12 protein-coding genes are annotated in these 14,907 nt (G+C 69.1%); 10 read left to right on the forward strand and 2 right to left on the reverse strand.

The features are described 5' to 3' along the window. Positions 1–5: 5 nt before the first annotated feature. Complete coding sequence (locus NFT33_RS05245; protein WP_251673675.1) at positions 6–953, reverse strand: IS5 family transposase; 948 nt, start codon at positions 951–953, stop codon at positions 6–8. Here NFT33_RS05245 and NFT33_RS05250 point away from each other — a divergent pair. The 7 genes from NFT33_RS05250 (at position 916) to NFT33_RS05280 (ending at position 9,992) form a co-directional block, all read left to right on the forward strand. Next, a complete protein-coding gene (locus NFT33_RS05250; RefSeq protein ID WP_473964563.1) occupies positions 916–1,872 on the forward strand; it encodes an Abi family protein in 957 nt (318 codons plus the stop codon). The two genes, NFT33_RS05245 and NFT33_RS05250, sit on opposite strands and share 38 nt — an antisense overlap. Before the next feature lie 300 nt (positions 1,873–2,172). Beyond that, on the forward strand, positions 2,173–2,655 hold the full coding sequence (locus NFT33_RS05255; protein ID WP_251674080.1) for a GreA/GreB family elongation factor: 483 nt from the start codon (positions 2,173–2,175) through the stop codon (positions 2,653–2,655). 19 nt (positions 2,656–2,674) lie between these two features. After that, a complete protein-coding gene (locus NFT33_RS05260; RefSeq protein WP_251673680.1) occupies positions 2,675–3,667 on the forward strand; it encodes a DUF3616 domain-containing protein in 993 nt (330 codons plus the stop codon). A gap of 223 nt (positions 3,668–3,890) precedes the next feature. Next, positions 3,891–5,312, forward strand: a complete 1,422-nt coding sequence (gene gndA / locus NFT33_RS05265; RefSeq protein ID WP_251673682.1) for an NADP-dependent phosphogluconate dehydrogenase — start codon at positions 3,891–3,893, stop codon at positions 5,310–5,312. A gap of 166 nt (positions 5,313–5,478) precedes the next feature. Beyond that, positions 5,479–5,922: a cyanase gene (gene cynS / locus NFT33_RS05270; RefSeq protein ID WP_251673684.1), complete on the forward strand. Its 444-nt coding sequence runs from the start codon at positions 5,479–5,481 to the stop codon at positions 5,920–5,922. Positions 5,923–6,027: 105 nt separating this feature from the next. Then, positions 6,028–8,097: an ATP-dependent helicase gene (locus tag NFT33_RS05275; RefSeq protein WP_251673686.1), complete on the forward strand. Its 2,070-nt coding sequence runs from the start codon at positions 6,028–6,030 to the stop codon at positions 8,095–8,097. A 143-nt stretch (positions 8,098–8,240) separates the two neighbouring features. Beyond that, complete coding sequence (locus NFT33_RS05280; RefSeq protein WP_251673688.1) at positions 8,241–9,992, forward strand: S8 family peptidase; 1,752 nt, start codon at positions 8,241–8,243, stop codon at positions 9,990–9,992. Here the strand turns inward: NFT33_RS05280 and NFT33_RS05285 are convergent. Next, entirely contained in the window at positions 9,973–11,382 is a 1,410-nt protein-coding gene (locus NFT33_RS05285) for a bifunctional diguanylate cyclase/phosphodiesterase (RefSeq protein WP_251673690.1), read from the reverse strand. The two genes, NFT33_RS05280 and NFT33_RS05285, sit on opposite strands and share 20 nt — an antisense overlap. A gap of 136 nt (positions 11,383–11,518) precedes the next feature. On the opposite strand from NFT33_RS05285, the gene yajC reads away from it, so the two are divergent. Genes yajC through secF form a run of 3 tightly spaced genes read left to right on the forward strand, consistent with a single transcriptional unit; the run spans position 11,519 to position 14,858 of the window. Beyond that, entirely contained in the window at positions 11,519–11,842 is a 324-nt protein-coding gene (yajC, locus tag NFT33_RS05290) for a preprotein translocase subunit YajC (protein WP_149504887.1), read from the forward strand. A gap of 51 nt (positions 11,843–11,893) precedes the next feature. Beyond that, positions 11,894–13,798 carry a protein translocase subunit SecD gene (gene secD / locus NFT33_RS05295; RefSeq protein ID WP_251673692.1) on the forward strand — a complete coding sequence of 635 codons (1,905 nt, stop codon included), beginning with the start codon at positions 11,894–11,896 and terminating at the stop codon, positions 13,796–13,798. Between the two features lie 13 nt (positions 13,799–13,811). Continuing rightward, positions 13,812–14,858, forward strand: a complete 1,047-nt coding sequence (gene secF / locus NFT33_RS05300; RefSeq protein WP_251673693.1) for a protein translocase subunit SecF — start codon at positions 13,812–13,814, stop codon at positions 14,856–14,858. Positions 14,859–14,907 lie beyond the last annotated feature (49 nt).

A 14,907-nucleotide genomic window follows, 5' to 3' on the forward strand; every position in this document is an offset into this window, starting at 1 on the left:
CGGACTCATGCCACGGCGGCCACCGGCACGGTCTGCGCCCGGCCGATCTGACCGAAGCGGTTGAGCAGGGCCACGCGCACATGCAGCTCCACCACCTGACGCTCGAAGGTGCGCGCCGTGACCCGCTCGCCCAGGCGCTTGAGGCAGTGCATCTTGGTCTCCGCCAGGCTGCGCCGGTGGTAGCCGCTCCAGGTCTTCCAGATCCGTCTGCCCAGCCGGCTGCACGCACGCACCGCTTCGTTGCGAGACTCGGTGCCCGGACTGGGCCCGCGCCACAGGCTGGCGTTCTTGCGCGGAGGAATCACCGCCTGCGCCCCGCGCAGGGCAATCGCGTCCCGGCAGGCTCGCGTGTCGTAGGCGCCGTCCGCGGTAACGCTGGCGATCGCCTCTTCGGGCGGAATCTGTGCCAGCAGCTCCGGCATCATCGGCGCGTCGCCAATCGTGTTGCTGGTGACCTCGACCGCCCGGATCTCCAGCGTCTGCGCGTCGATGCCCAGATGCACCTTGCGCCACTCGCGCCGGTACTCGGCCCCGTGCTTCCTGCGTTTCCATTCGCCTTCGCCCAGGAACTGGATCCCGGTACTGTCGACCAGCAGCTGCAAGGGCTGCGCGCTGGACCGATAGCCGATCTGAACCTGCAGCGTCTTCTGGCGCCGACACACCGTGCTGTAGTCCGGCACCGGCCAGTCCAGCCCCGCCAGCCGCAGCAAGCTCTCCACCAGCCCCAGCGTTTGCCGCAGGGCCAGCCTGAACAGGCCCTTGATGCTCAGGCAGAACTGGATCGCCGCGTCCGAGAAGGTCTGCTGGCGACCGCGCTTGCCCGACGGCTTGGCCAGCCACTGCATGTCACGGTCCAGCCACAGCGTCAGCGCACCTCGCGCCTTCAGCGCCGCGTTGTAGGTCTTCCAGTTCTTCGTGCGGTACGTCGTCCGGCGCTTCTTGGCTTTGCTCACGGGCTCAGTCTACGAGCAGCGACGACGGGCTTTGTGCAACAGAGCCGGCTACTGGTACGCGATGCGCGAACGTTCGGGCATCTGCTGCCCGCTCGATCCGGCCACAGGCCGCAAGCCCGCCAAGGTGCGCACGGAATCGTTCGTGCTGGACACCTTCAAGCCCGTCGCCACTTTCCAGAACGCTGTCGATCTGTACATCTTCGACAAGAAGCTGCGCCTGCTCGTGCTGGATGCGCTGGAGCGCATCGAGGTGGCGCTGCGCGTGGATGTGTCGCATCACCTGGGCCGCCAAGACCGGTTCGCCTACCTGAAACCGGATCTCTTCCATCACAGCTTCAGCGCCGCCCTCGACCCCAAGACCGGACTGACCACGCACCACGACTGGCTGGCCCATCAAGCCCGGCTGATCAACCGCTCGAAGGAAAAATTCATCGAGCACAATCGCAGCCGCTATGGCCTGCCGCTGGCGATCTGGGTGGCCTGCGAGGTCTGGGACTTCGGGGCGCTCTCGCGTCTCTACGGGGGATTGAAGGAAGCCGACCAGGACCACATCGCCAAGTGCTACGGCGTGAGCAACGGCCGCATCTTCGCGACATGGCTGCGCAGCCTGAACTACCTGCGCAATGTCTGCGCCCACCACAGCCGGCTGTGGAACCGCAACGTGGTGGATCAGCCGAAGCTGCCGCCTCCGGCAGAAGTCCCCGCGCTGACCGCCTTTCACACAGATGCCCAACTGCGGGCACGCCCGTTCCAGCTTTTCTGCATCGCGCACCATCTGCTGAAGATCATCCATCCAGCATCGCAGTGGGGCCAGCGGTTCAAGCGACTGCTGGAGGAGGACTTCCCCGCGCTAGATCACCTGGGACTCAATCTGCACGGCATGGGCGTGGATCCCGGCTGGCAGACACGCCCTTGGTGACCCTTGGGATCGGGCCAGCCATGAAAAAACCCCTGAGCAGTCTTTGCACCGAAGCGCATCAACCGACAGGGGCCGTGTTGCAGCCATTGTAGCCAGCCGAGTCCCGGCCCGTCCAGCGCCATTCGGGCTGCCAAACCCGGCATCACGCCCGCGAAGAGGTCGCTATTTCACCTTCGTGCGGGCTGCGCGCTTTGCCAGGGAGCTGAGGACTGATGTGCCATGAACAGACCCGTCGAAGGCTGGTGGAGCCCTCCATAATCCAGGCCAGCCCCCCGCTTGTTCGAGACGCCCACCGCACCCATGGATAAATTCTTGCTGCAGCAGCAGGTTCTGCAACGGCTCTCCGAAGACCTGCTGCAGGCCGAAGAGGCCGTGCGGGAGGCCCATGAAACGGCGACCCACGAAGAAAACATCGCCGAGAACAAGTACGACACCCTGGGGCTCGAAGCCGCCTACCTGGCCACCGGCCAAGCCCGTCGCGCCGCAGCCATCCGCCAGGCACTGGCCCGCTGGCGCCAGTTCCGCCCGCTGCCCTACGACGCCGGCAAAGGCATCCAGCTCGGTGCGCTGGTCTGCCTGGTCGACGCCGAAGACAGGCAGCAGCGGCTCTTTCTCGGCCCCGATGGCGGCAGCATGCAGCTGGTCAGCGGCGCTCAGATCGTCCAGGTCATCAGCACCGATGCCCCGTTGGGCAGGGCCCTGCTGGGCAGATGCGAGGGGGATGAGGTGTCGATACAGGTCGCCCCCAAGCGACTCCAGTTCGAGGTGCTGCGGGTGCTTTGAACCGCAAGCAAGGATCAGCATGCCATTGCCCCACGCCGTTTCGATGTTGTCGGCCCTTGCGCTGACGCTGTTCGCCGGTTCCGCGCCGGGCGCATCCGCCTCCGCGGCCATGAGCTACCGCGGTCCATGCGACGCGTCGGCTGCCGTCGCCCTGGACGCCGATCATTTTGTCGTCGCGGGCGACGAGGACAACACCTTGCGCGTCTACCGGCGCGGCCGGCCGGAGCCCGTGGGCGAGGCGCCGCTTGCCGCCTTCCTCGCCAGCGGCAACAAGGAGTCGGATCTCGAAGCGGCGGCGGCTGTCGGCCAGCGCATCTACTGGATCGCCTCGCACGGCCGCAACAGCAAGGGCAAGCTGCGGCCCGACCGGCAGCGTTTCTTCGCCACCGACATCGATCCGGGTGCGCAGCCGGGCGTCACCCCGGCAGGAACACCCTACCGCGGTCTGCTCGACGACCTGGCCGCCGCGCCGACGTTGGCGGGTCTGCGTCTCGGCGATGCCGCGAAGCTCGCACCCGAAGCGCCCGGCGGGCTCAACATCGAAGGGCTGGCGGCGATGCCCGATGGCAGCCTGCTGGTCGGATTCCGCAACCCGGTGCCCAACGGCCGGGCGCTGCTGGTGCCGTTGCTCAACCCCGCGGAGCTGGTGACGGCCGCGTCCGGGCGCAAGGCACGCTTCGGCGAGCCCATCCTGCTCGAACTGCGCGGCCGTGGTGTTCGCAGCATCGAACGCGCCCTGGACGGCCGTGGTTACTGGATCGTTGCCGGGCCGGCTGCCGACGCCGGTGCGTTCACGCTGTACCGCTGGTCGGGCCAGAAGCACGACGCGCCGCTGATCGTCGACAGCAGCGAGCTTGTCGGCTTCAGGCCGGAGGTGCTGTTCGAGCCGCTGGGAGGTGGAGGCACCTTGCAGCTCCTGAGCGATGACGGCGGCGTCGTGACCAACGGCGTGGCGTGCAAGGACCGGCCGATGGCGGCGCAGGCGTTCCGCAGCATCACGCTGCAACCCTGATGTCGCTCGGGTGGGGTTTGCGGCTCATGGATTCAGCTTTTCAGCGCCATCAAACGGCGGGCGGGAAGTTCATGACACGCGCTGGGCCCGCCGATCAAGTCCCCCGCCCGTCCCGTCGATAGTCCGGGCGCGCCCGTCCCGCCCCACGGGAGCCCCTGACAGCCGGTCGACAGCGGGCTGCATGGAAAATCGAGGGTTTTCCCGAAAAGAACCGGACTCCCGCATGACCACCAAGCATCCTATCGGCTTGATCGGCCTGGGGGTGATGGGCCGCAGCCTGGCCCTGAACCTCGCCGACCACGGCTTCGACGTCAGCCTGCATGACCGCTCGCCGCAGGCGGTGGCGCGCAGCGTGGCCGATGACACCACCGGGCGGCTGCACGGCTTCGAGTCGCTGGCCGACTTCGTCGCCAGCCTGGCCGCGCCGCGCAAGGTGCTGATGATGGTCAACGCCGGTGCGCCGGTGGACGACGTGATCGCGAAGATCGCGCCGCTGCTGTCGCCGGGCGACATCCTGGTCGACGGCGGCAACAGCCTGTTCGCCGACACCGAGCGGCGCTCGGCCGAGCTGGCCGCCAGCGGCCTGTGCTTCGTCGGCGCCGGCGTCTCCGGCGGCGAGGAGGGCGCGCGCAAGGGCCCGGCCATCATGCCCGGCGGTCCGGTCGAGGCCTGGACCGCGCTGCGGCCGATGTTCGAGGCGATCAGCGCGAAGGTCGACGGCGAGCCCTGCGTCTCGCACATCGGCCCGGGCGGCGCGGGCCACTACGTCAAGATGGTCCACAACGGCATCGAGTACGGCGACATGCAGCTGATCTGCGAGGCCTACGCGCTGATGCGCGCCGCCGGCCTCGACACCGACGCGATGGCCGCCGTCTTCGACGAATGGAACCGCGGCGAGCTGCGCAGCTACCTGATCGAGATCACCGCGCGCATCCTGGCGCAGCGCGACCCGGACACCGGCGCGCCGATCGTCGACGTCATCCTCGACAAGGCCGGCCAGAAGGGCACCGGCCAGTGGACGCTGATGAACGCGGCGCAGAACGCGGTGGTGGTCAGCACGATGGGGGCGGCGGTGGACGCGCGCATCCTGTCGTCGATGAAGGCCACGCGGCTGGTGGCCAGCACCCGGCTGCAGGGCCCCGAGGCACGCATCGACCTGCCGGCGGCCGAGTGGGTCGAGCTGCTGCGCCAGGCGCTCTACGCCAGCAAGATCGTCAGCTATGCGCAGGGCCTGGACCTGATGCGCACGATGAGCGCGCAGCGCGGCTGGGACCTCGACTTGGGCGCGATCGCGCGGCTGTGGCGCGGCGGCTGCATCATCCGCGCGCAGTTCCTCAACCGCATCGCCGAGGCCCATGCCGACGGCCAGGCGCCCGCCAGCCTGATGCTGGCGCCGTACTTCGAGACGGCGCTCAACGGCGCGCAGCCGGCCTGGCGCCGGGTGGTCGCGCAGGCGATGCTGGCCGGCGTGCCGGTGCCGGCGATGTCGGCCTCGCTGGCCTTCTTCGACGCCTTCCGCAGCGCGCGTCTGCCCGCCGACCTGCTGCAGGCGCAGCGCGACTTCTTCGGCGCGCACACCTACGAGCGCATCGACCGCCCGGCCGGCCAGTTCTTCCACACCGTCTGGCCGGAAGTGCAGGGCTGAGCAGCGTTCGTCCTGAACGGCGCGCGGCGCGCAGGCACATCGCTTGCAGTTCCCGTCGGCCTGTCTGACGGCGTGGGCCGCTGCACCGCCCTGGTGCGGCGCGCCCGGCCCCGGGCGGCATCCGACTGAATCCGACTGAACCGCGACCCTGATGGAGGCATGCGCCATGAGCCGACTCGACGTGACCGAAAAGATCATCGCCACCAAGGTGGCCAAGGGCCTGAAGTGGGCCGACGTGGCCCGCGAGGTGGGGCTCAGCAAAGAATGGGTCACCGCCGCCTGCCTGGGCCAGATGACGCTCGACGCCGGGCAGGCCGCGGTCATCGCCCGCCTGTTCGACCTCAGCGAGGCCGAGGCGCGCTGGCTGCAGGTGGTGCCGTACAAGGGCTCGCTGCCGACCTCGGTGCCGACCGATCCGCTGATCTATCGCTTCTACGAGCTGGTCAGCGTCTACGGCACGACCTTCAAGGAACTGATCCACGAGGAATTCGGCGACGGCATCATGAGCGCGATCGACTTCCGCATGGACCTGCAGCGCGAGCCCGACCCCAAGGGCGACCGGGTCAGCATCACGATGAGCGGCAAGTTCCTGCCGTACAAGACCTACTGATCGCCTGCGGATCGGCTGCGGATCAGGCCGCATCAGGCCGGGTCGGGGAGGGCTGGCTATGATCGCCGCCCGCAGTCCCTGCCGCTGCGTGCCCGGAGCCCCGCCATGGCCGACGCCCCCTCGACCCTCAATCCCGCCCAGCTCGAAGCCGTCCACCACCTGCACAGCCCCTGTCTGGTGCTGGCGGGCGCGGGCTCGGGCAAGACGCGGGTGATCACGCACAAGATCGCCCGGCTGCTGCAGGCGGGGCTGGCCCCGAAGCAGATCGGCGCGATCACCTTCACCAACAAGGCGGCGCAGGAAATGCGCGAGCGGGCGCGCTCGCTGGTGGGCGCGCGGGCGTCGAAGGATCTGGTGATCGCCACCTTCCACTCCCTGGGCGTGCGCATGCTGCGCGAGGACGGCGAAAGGCTCGGCCTGAAGCCGAAGTTCTCGATCCTGGATGCCGACGACGTGCTGGGCGTGCTGAAGGACGCCGGCGGCACCACCGACGCGGCGGTGGCGCGGCGCTGGCAGTGGACCATCAGCCTGTGGAAGAACAACGGCCTGAGCTGCGAGCAGGCCGAGGCCGCCGCGCAGGACGACGACGAGCGCGTCGCCGCCCGGGTGATGAAGCTCTACGAGGAGCGCCTGGCGGCCTACTCGGCGGTGGACTTCGACGACCTGATCGGCCTGCCGCTGAAGCTGCTGCAGCAGCACGAGGAAGCGCGCGAGAAATGGCGCCGCACGCTGCGCCATGTGCTGGTCGACGAATACCAGGACACCAACGCGACCCAGTACGAGCTGCTCAAGGCCCTGGTGGGCGAGCAGGGGATCTTCACCGCGGTGGGTGACGACGACCAGAGCATCTACGGCTGGCGCGGCGCCACCATCGAGAACCTCAAGCGCCTGCCGCAGGACTATCCGAACCTGAAGGTCATCCCGCTGGAGCAGAACTACCGCTCCACCGGCGCGATCCTGACCGCCGCGAACAACGTCATCGCGCTCAATCCGAAGATCTTCCAGAAGAAGCTCTGGAGCGAGTTCGGCCAGGGCGAGCCGGTCAAGGTGGTCGAGTGCGACCAGGAGGAGCACGAGGCCGAGCGCGCGGCGGCGCGCATCCTGGCGATCCGCGCCAACACTGCCGGCGAACACACCGGCTCGACCGAGTGGCGCGACTTCGCCATCCTCTACCGCGCCAACCACCAGAGCCGCAAGCTGGAGGAGGCGCTGCGCAAGGCGCAGATCCCGTACAAGGTCTCCGGCGGCCAGAGCTTCTTCGACCGCGCCGAGATCAAGGACCTGTGCGCCTGGCTGCGGCTGCTGGTCAACCAGGACGACGACCCGGCCTTCCTGCGCGCGATCACCACCCCGAAGCGCGGCATCGGCCACACGACGCTGGCGGCCCTGAGCGACTTCGCCGGCAAGTGGCGGGTGAGCCTGTTCGAGGCGCTGTTCCAGGAATCGATCGGCACGGCGCTCTCGGCCAAGGCGGTGGGCTCGCTGCACGAGTTCGGCCGCTATGTGAACGACCTCGAATACCGCGCCCGCCACACGGTGGGCGCCGAGGCGGCGCGGCCGATGCTGATGGAGTGGCTGGGCGAGCTGGGCTTCGAGCAGCACCTGCTCGACAGCGAGGAGAACCCCAAGGTCGCGGCGGCGCGCTGGTCCAACGTGCTCGACTTCATCGACTGGATCGCGCGGCGCTGCGGCGGCGAGATCGCCGAGGACGGCAGCGGCCAGGTGCAGTCCGAGACGAAGAGCGTGCTCGACGTCGCGCAGACCATCAGCGTGATCCTGAGCCTGGCCGAGCGCGGCGAGGCCGACCAGAACGTCGTCACGCTCTCGACGCTGCACGCCAGCAAGGGCCTGGAGTGGCCGCACGTCGTGCTGGTCGGTATCAACGAGGGCACGCTGCCCTTCAAGCGCGAGGAGGAAGAGATGACCGTGGAACGGCTGGAGGAGGAGCGCCGGCTGATGTACGTGGGCATCACCCGGGCGCGGCGCACGCTGCTGGTGACGACGCTGCTGCGCCAGAAGCGCGGGCGCGAGGTGCGGCGCGCCTTCCCGAGCCGCTTCATCAAGGAGATGCGGCTCGACGAGCAGGTGGCCAAGGTCAACCCGCGCGACCGGATTGCCGCGCAGCGCGCGGCCTTCGCGGCGCGGGCCGCGGCGCAGGGAGGGGTTTCCGGCTGAGGTGCATCCTGGAAACAACGGGCGGAAAGTTCAATTTTTCGCGTTTGTGTTGAAGTGTGAATTTGTGCGTGCAACTCTCTGGTGCGGAAACAATCCCAGGGCGCCTGTTGCACACGATGCGAACTCTCAGGAGGAGAAACCCCATGTCGTATCGTGTCCTGCCTTTCCCGCCCGTCCGGTGGATGACTGCGGTGCTGCTGGCTGCTGCCGGCGTGTCTGCCCAGGCCAGCGAAGCCGCTCCGAGCGCGCCGAAGATGACCGACCAGTTCATCGTGCATTACCGCACCACCTCGTTCTCGGCGGCCGCTGCCGCCCGCTCGCCCGAACGCCGCGAGCGTGATCGCCAGCGTGCCGAGCGGGTGGTCAGCCGCTTCGGCGCGACGGTGGCCTTCCGGCGCGACGGCCATGACGGCAGCAGCGTCTTTCGCGCCAGCCGCGCGCTGACGCCGGAGCAGATCCGCACCCTGTCGAGCGAGATGGCTGCGGCGGATGCCGAGGTGCTGTCGGTCGAGCCCGATCTGGTGATGCTGCCGCAGTGGGTGCCGTCGGACAGCCAGTTCGCCAGCCAGTGGCACTACTACGAGGCGGTGGGCGGCATCAATCTGCCGGCCGCCTGGGACCGCTCGCTGGGCGCGGGCGTGCGGGTTGCGGTGATCGACACCGGCTACCGGCCGCATGCCGACCTGGCGGCCAACATCGTTGGCGGCTACGACTTCATCGCCGACACCGCAGTCTCCAACGACGGCAATGGCCGTGATGCCGATGCCCGCGACCCGGGCGACTGGTGCTCGAGTTCGAGCAGCTGGCACGGCACCCATGTGGCCGGCACCATCGCCGCGGTCACCAACAACGGTCTGGGGGTCGCGGGCGTGGCCCCTTCGGCCCAGGTCGTGCCGGTGCGGGTGCTGGGCACCTGCGGTGGCTACACCTCCGACATTGCCGCCGGCGTGGTCTGGGCCTCGGGCGGCACCGTGTCCGGGATTCCGGCCAATGCCTATCCGGCGCGGGTGCTCAACCTGTCGCTGGGCGGCTCGGGCGCCTGCGGCACGACGATGCAGAACGCGATCAATTCCGCCCGCTCGCGCAGCGCGATGCTGGTGATTTCTGCCGGCAACTCGAACACCAACGCGTCCAACGCCAGCCCGGCCAACTGCGCCGGCGTGATCACCGTCGGTGCGACCACCCGCACCGGTGCGCGGACCTCGTTCTCGAACTATGGCTCGATCGTTGATGTGGCCGCACCGGGCGAGGGCATCCTGTCGACCCTCAATGCCGGCAGCACCGTGCCTGGCGCTGACAGCTATGTCCCCAAGAGCGGTACCTCGATGGCTGCGCCGCATGTGGCCGGCGTGGCGGCGCTGATGCTGGCGAAGAATGCCGCGCTGACGCCCGACCAGGTCGAGAGCATGCTCAAGAGTTCCGCGCGTGCCTTCCCGGTCAGCCCGGGCACGACGACGACGATCGGCACCGGCATCGTCGACGCGAAGAAGGCGGTCGACACCGCGATGGGCTCGCAGCCGACCGCGATCACCGAGGTCGAGTCGAACAACACCGCCACCACGCCCAGCGTGATCGCCGCGACCCATGCGCGCATCGCCGGCACGGTGGCCTCGACCACCGACACCGACTATTTCCGGGTGAGCGTCGCGGCGGGCCGCACGCTGTCGGCGACGCTGAACCACACGGTCAGCACGCAGAACTACCAGCTCTATCTGTACAACGCCGCGGGCACCTCCGCGCTGGCCTCGAGCACGCGGGCGGCAGGCCAGCCGGAGACGGTCACGGTGCGCAACGGCACGACCGCTGCGGTCAACTATCTGGTGCGGGTGGTCTATGCCAGCGGCGGCACCGGCAGCACCAGCGGCCGGTACGTGCTCAACCTGCTGCAGCAGTGATCGAGACCCGGCCGGTCCGGTGAGCCGGGCCGCGGGTCGATTCCGCGCCGGTGGCCGTGCCGGGGCCGGGGGCGGTCCCGGTCGAGCTGTCCAGCACCACCCGGTGCTGGACCCGGGCATGCATCAGCACCTGGGTCATCGTCGTGGCGCCGACCGGCAGCGACAGCAGCGGGCCCTGGAACTCGTCGCAGTGGCAGGCGCGCAGGACATCGAGCTGCTCCTCGCTGCGCACGCCCTCGGCGACCACCCGCAGTCCCAGCGCCCGGCCCAGGCCGATCAGCGCGGCGGCCATGCGGGTGCCGTCACGCTGGCCGAGGCGCTCCAGCACCCGGGCGTCGAGCGTCAGCTCGTCGAGCGGCAGGCGCCCGAGCGTGTCCAGCGAGACCGGGCCGGCATCGCCGAGCCGCGCCAGCCCGACCCGCACGCCGGTGGCGCGCAGCGAGCGCAGCGTGCCGCGCAGCAGGTCCGCGTCGCCCGACAGCGCCGCGCCAGGCATCAGCAGCGTCAGCGTGCCGCCGGGCAGGCCCTGGTCGACCAGCGCGTCGAGCACCATCGACACCAGCGCGCGGTCCTGCCAGAGCCCGGCCGGCAGATCGACCGACAGGCTGGGCACATCCAGCCCCTGATCGCGCCACTGCCGCACCTGGCGGCAGATGCCGTGCAGCAGCATCAGGGTCAGCCGGTGCATCAGCCCGGCGTCGGCGGCCACCGCGGCCCAGCCACGACCGCCGTCGGCGAGGCCTGCGCCCAGCGCCGGGGTCCAGCGTGGCAGGACCACCGCACCGGTCAGCGCGCCGGTGCACATGTCGGCCTGGATCTCGAACAGCAGGTCGAGCCGGATCTGGTCGATGCCGCGGTGCAGGGTGTCTTCGGCGCGCAGCCGGCGCATCGCGACCATCGTGGTGGCGGCCTCATGCCGGACGCACTGGCCGCGACCGAGCCGGCGGGCCTCCAGGCTGGCCAGATCGGCCTGGCGCAGCAGCGTGGCGACCTCGTGCCCGCTCTGCGCATCGAAGTCGACCCGGCCGGCGCAGCCGCCCAGGCAGAAGCGCTGGCCGGCGACCTCCATCGGCTGCTCCAGCGCATCCAGCAGCAGGCGCGCCGCGGTGTCGACATGATCGGGCGAGGCGTCGCCCAGCAGCACCAGGAAGCCGTCGCCGCGACGGTGCAGGGCTTCGGCCCCGGTGGCGGGCTGCTGCAGCGTGTGCAGCGCCGTCTCGAGCTGCCGGGCCGCCGCCTGCAGCACCGTCTCGCGCAGGGCGGCGCCCAGCAGCGCGGCCATCTCGTCGAGCCGCACCGGCACGACCAGCAGCAGCGTGCCGCAGGCGCTGGCGCTCAGCGCGCGTGACAGGCGGGAATCGGCGACAGGGGGCGCAAGAGGGCGGTCCATGGCGTCGATATCGGTTGCCGCTTTTGCCGCCTTGACCCCCGGCCCGGGCGGGTGGGGTCACCTGGGGTCCGGCCGGTTTCCGGACACCCCTACAATCGTGCGCTTTGTCCCTTATTCCCCTTTGCAGGAGCCGAACGTGTTCATTTCCAATGCCTACGCCCAGGCGGCTGGCGCCGCACCCGCAGGCGGCTCGTCCCTGATGCAGCTGCTGCCGCTGGTGCTGATGTTCGTGGTGCTGTACTTCATCATGATCCGGCCCCAGATGAAGAAGCAGAAGGAGCACAAGGCGATGATCGACGCGCTGGCCAAGGGCGACGAGATCGTCACCGCCGGCGGCCTGCTGGGCCGGGTCACCAAGGTGGCCGAGTCCTTCGTGTCGCTGGAAGTGTCCTCGGGCGTCGAGGTCCAGTGCCAGCGCAGCGCGGTGGTGCAGGTCCTGCCCAAGGGCTCGATCAAGTAAGCCGGGCCGTCGCCCCGACTCCTTGCTGAATTCTTGCTCTCAGGCTGAACGATGAACCGCTACCCCTGGTGGAAGTACCTGATCCTGGCCGTCGCGATGGTGGTGGGCCTGCTCTACACGCTGCCCAACTTCTTCGGCGAGGCGCCGGCCGTCCAGGTCTCCAGCGGCAAGGCCACGCTGAAGGTCGATGCCGCTCTGGTGCCCCGGGTCGAGCAGGCCCTGCAGGCCGCCGGCCTGAAGCCCGACTTCGTCCAGCTCGAGGGCAACTCGGTGCGCGCCCGCTTCGGCGACACCGACACCCAGCTCAAGGCGCGCGACGCGATCGTTCGCGCGCTCAATCCCGATCCGGCCGATCCGTCCTACATCGTCGCGCTGAACCTGGTGTCGCGCTCGCCGCAATGGCTGACCGGGCTGGGCGCACAGCCGATGTACCTGGGTCTGGACCTGCGCGGCGGCGTGCATTTCCTGATGCAGGTCGACATGGCTGCGGCGCTGACCAAGAAGACCGAGTCGCTGTCCACCGACGTGCGCACGCTGCTGCGCGACAAGTCGATCCGCCACGCCGGCATCCAGCGCAGCGGCGACAGCATCGAGGTGCGCCTGCGGGACCGTGAGGCCCAGACCAAGGCGCGCGAGGCGCTGACGCTGGCCCAGGCCGACATGCTCTGGACCGAGGCCGGCGACGCCGCCGAGCCCCGGCTGATCGGCCGCATCAAGCCCGAGGCGGTCCGCAACGTCCAGCAGCAGGCGCTGACGCAGAACATCAATACGCTGCACAACCGCATCAACGAGCTGGGCGTGGCCGAGCCGGTGATCCAGCAGCAGGGCGCCGACCGCGTGGTCGTGCAGCTGCCCGGCGTGCAGGACGTGGCCAAGGCCAAGGACATCATCGGCCGCACCGCCACGCTGGAAGTGCGCATGGTCGACGACGGCCCCGAGGCGCAGGCCGCGCTGGGCGGCGGCGCCCCGGTGCCCTTCGGCACCGAGCGCTTCCTGGAGCGAGGCGGCGTGCCCATCATCGTCAAGCGCCAGGTGGTGCTGACCGGCGAGAACCTGACCGACGCGCAGGCCGGCTTCGACGACAACCAGCAGCCGGCGGTGCACCTGACGCTCGACGCCCGCGGCGCGCGCATCTTCCGCGACGTCACCCGCGAGAACATCAACAAGCGCATGGCCATCCTGCTGTTCGAGAAGGGCCGGGGCGAGGTCGTGACGGCCCCCGTGATCCGCTCGGAGATCGGTGGCGGCCGGGTGCAGATCTCCGGCTCGATGACGCCCGTCGAGGCGGCCGACACCGCGCTGCTGCTGCGTGCCGGTTCGCTGGCCGCGCCGATGGAGATCATCGAGGAACGCCTGATCGGCCCCAGCCTGGGCGCCGAGAACATCGCCAAGGGCTTCGACAGCGTGCTGTACGGCTTCATCGCCATCGCGGTCTTCATGTGCGCCTACTACATGCTGTTCGGCGTGTTCTCGACGCTGGCGCTGGGCGTGAACCTGCTGCTGCTGGTGGCGATCCTGTCGATGATGCAGGCCACGCTGACGCTGCCGGGCATTGCCGCGATCGCGCTGGTGCTGGGCATGGCGATCGACGCCAACGTGCTGATCAACGAGCGGGTGCGCGAGGAGCTGCGTGCCGGCGCCTCGCCGCAGATGGCGATCCACAAGGGCTACGAGGCCGCCTGGGGCACCATCCTGGACTCGAACGTGACCACGCTGATCGCCGGCGTGGCGCTGCTGGCCTTCGGCTCGGGTCCGGTGCGCGGCTTCGCGGTGGTGCACTGCCTGGGCATTCTCACCTCGATGTTCTCGGCGGTGCTCTTCTCGCGCGGTCTGGTCAACCTCTGGTACGGCCGCAAGAAGAAGCTGCAGGGCGTCTCGATCGGCCAGGTCTGGAAGCCGGCCGCGCAGCCGGGACCGGCCGACGCCGCCCCGGCCGTCACCTCGCCCAAGGCCTGAAGGGAGTCACCTCATGGAATTCTTCCGCCTGCGCCGCGACATCCCGTTCATGCGGCATGCGCTGGTGTTCAACATCATCTCCTTCGCCACGTTCGTGCTGGCGGTGTTCTTCCTGCTGACCCGCGGGCTGCACCTGTCGATCGAGTTCACTGGCGGCACGGTCATCGAGACCGAGTACGCCCAGAGCGCCGACATCGCCCGGGTCCGCACCACCGTCGAGGCGATGAACTTCGGCGAGGTCCAGGTGCAGAAGTTCGGCACCTCGCGCGATGTGCTGATCCGCCTGCCGCTGCGCGAGGGCGTCAAGCAGAACGAGGTGGTCGGCCGCGTCTTCGCCCAGCTGTGCGCCGCCGAGGGCGGCCTGGTCAAGCCGGTGCAGATCACCACCGACAAGGGCGAGAGCATCAGCCGCCAGGTCTGCGAGGCCGGCAGCAACGGCAGCATCACCGAGCCGCTCAAGCTCACCCGCAGCGAGTTCGTCGGCCCGCAGGTCGGCAAGGAGCTGGCCGAGGACGGCCTGAAGGCGCTGGCCTTCGTGGTCGTCGGCATCATGATCTACTTGGCGATCCGCTTCGAGTGGAAGTTCGCGGTGGCCGCGATCATCGCCAACCTGCATGACGTGATCATCATCCTGGGCTTCTTCGCCTTCTTCCAGTGGGAGTTCTCGCTGGCGGTGCTGGCGGCGGTGCTGGCGGTGCTGGGCTACTCGGTCAACGAGTCGGTGGTGATCTTCGACCGCATCCGCGAGGCCTTCCGCAAGTTCCGCAAGATGAGCACGCCCGAGGTCATCGACCACGCGATCACCACCACGATGAGCCGCACCATCATCACGCACGGCTCGACGCAGATGATGGTGCTGTCGATGCTGCTGTTCGGCGGCCCGACGCTGCACTACTTCGCGGTGGCGCTGACGATCGGCATCTGCTTCGGCATCTATTCGTCGGTCTTCGTCGCGGCGGCCATCGCGATGTGGCTGGGTGTCCGGCGCGAGGATCTGGTCAGCGCAGGTGCCAAGAAGGACCAGGATCCGAACGATCCGAACGCCGGCGCGGTCGTGTGAGGCATCGACCGGCTGGTGTAAAGTAGTACACACTATTTTTCCAGATTCC

Source organism: Sphaerotilus sp. FB-3 (assembly GCF_023706025.1).
GTDB lineage: Bacteria > Pseudomonadota > Gammaproteobacteria > Burkholderiales > Burkholderiaceae_C > Sphaerotilus > Sphaerotilus sulfidivorans.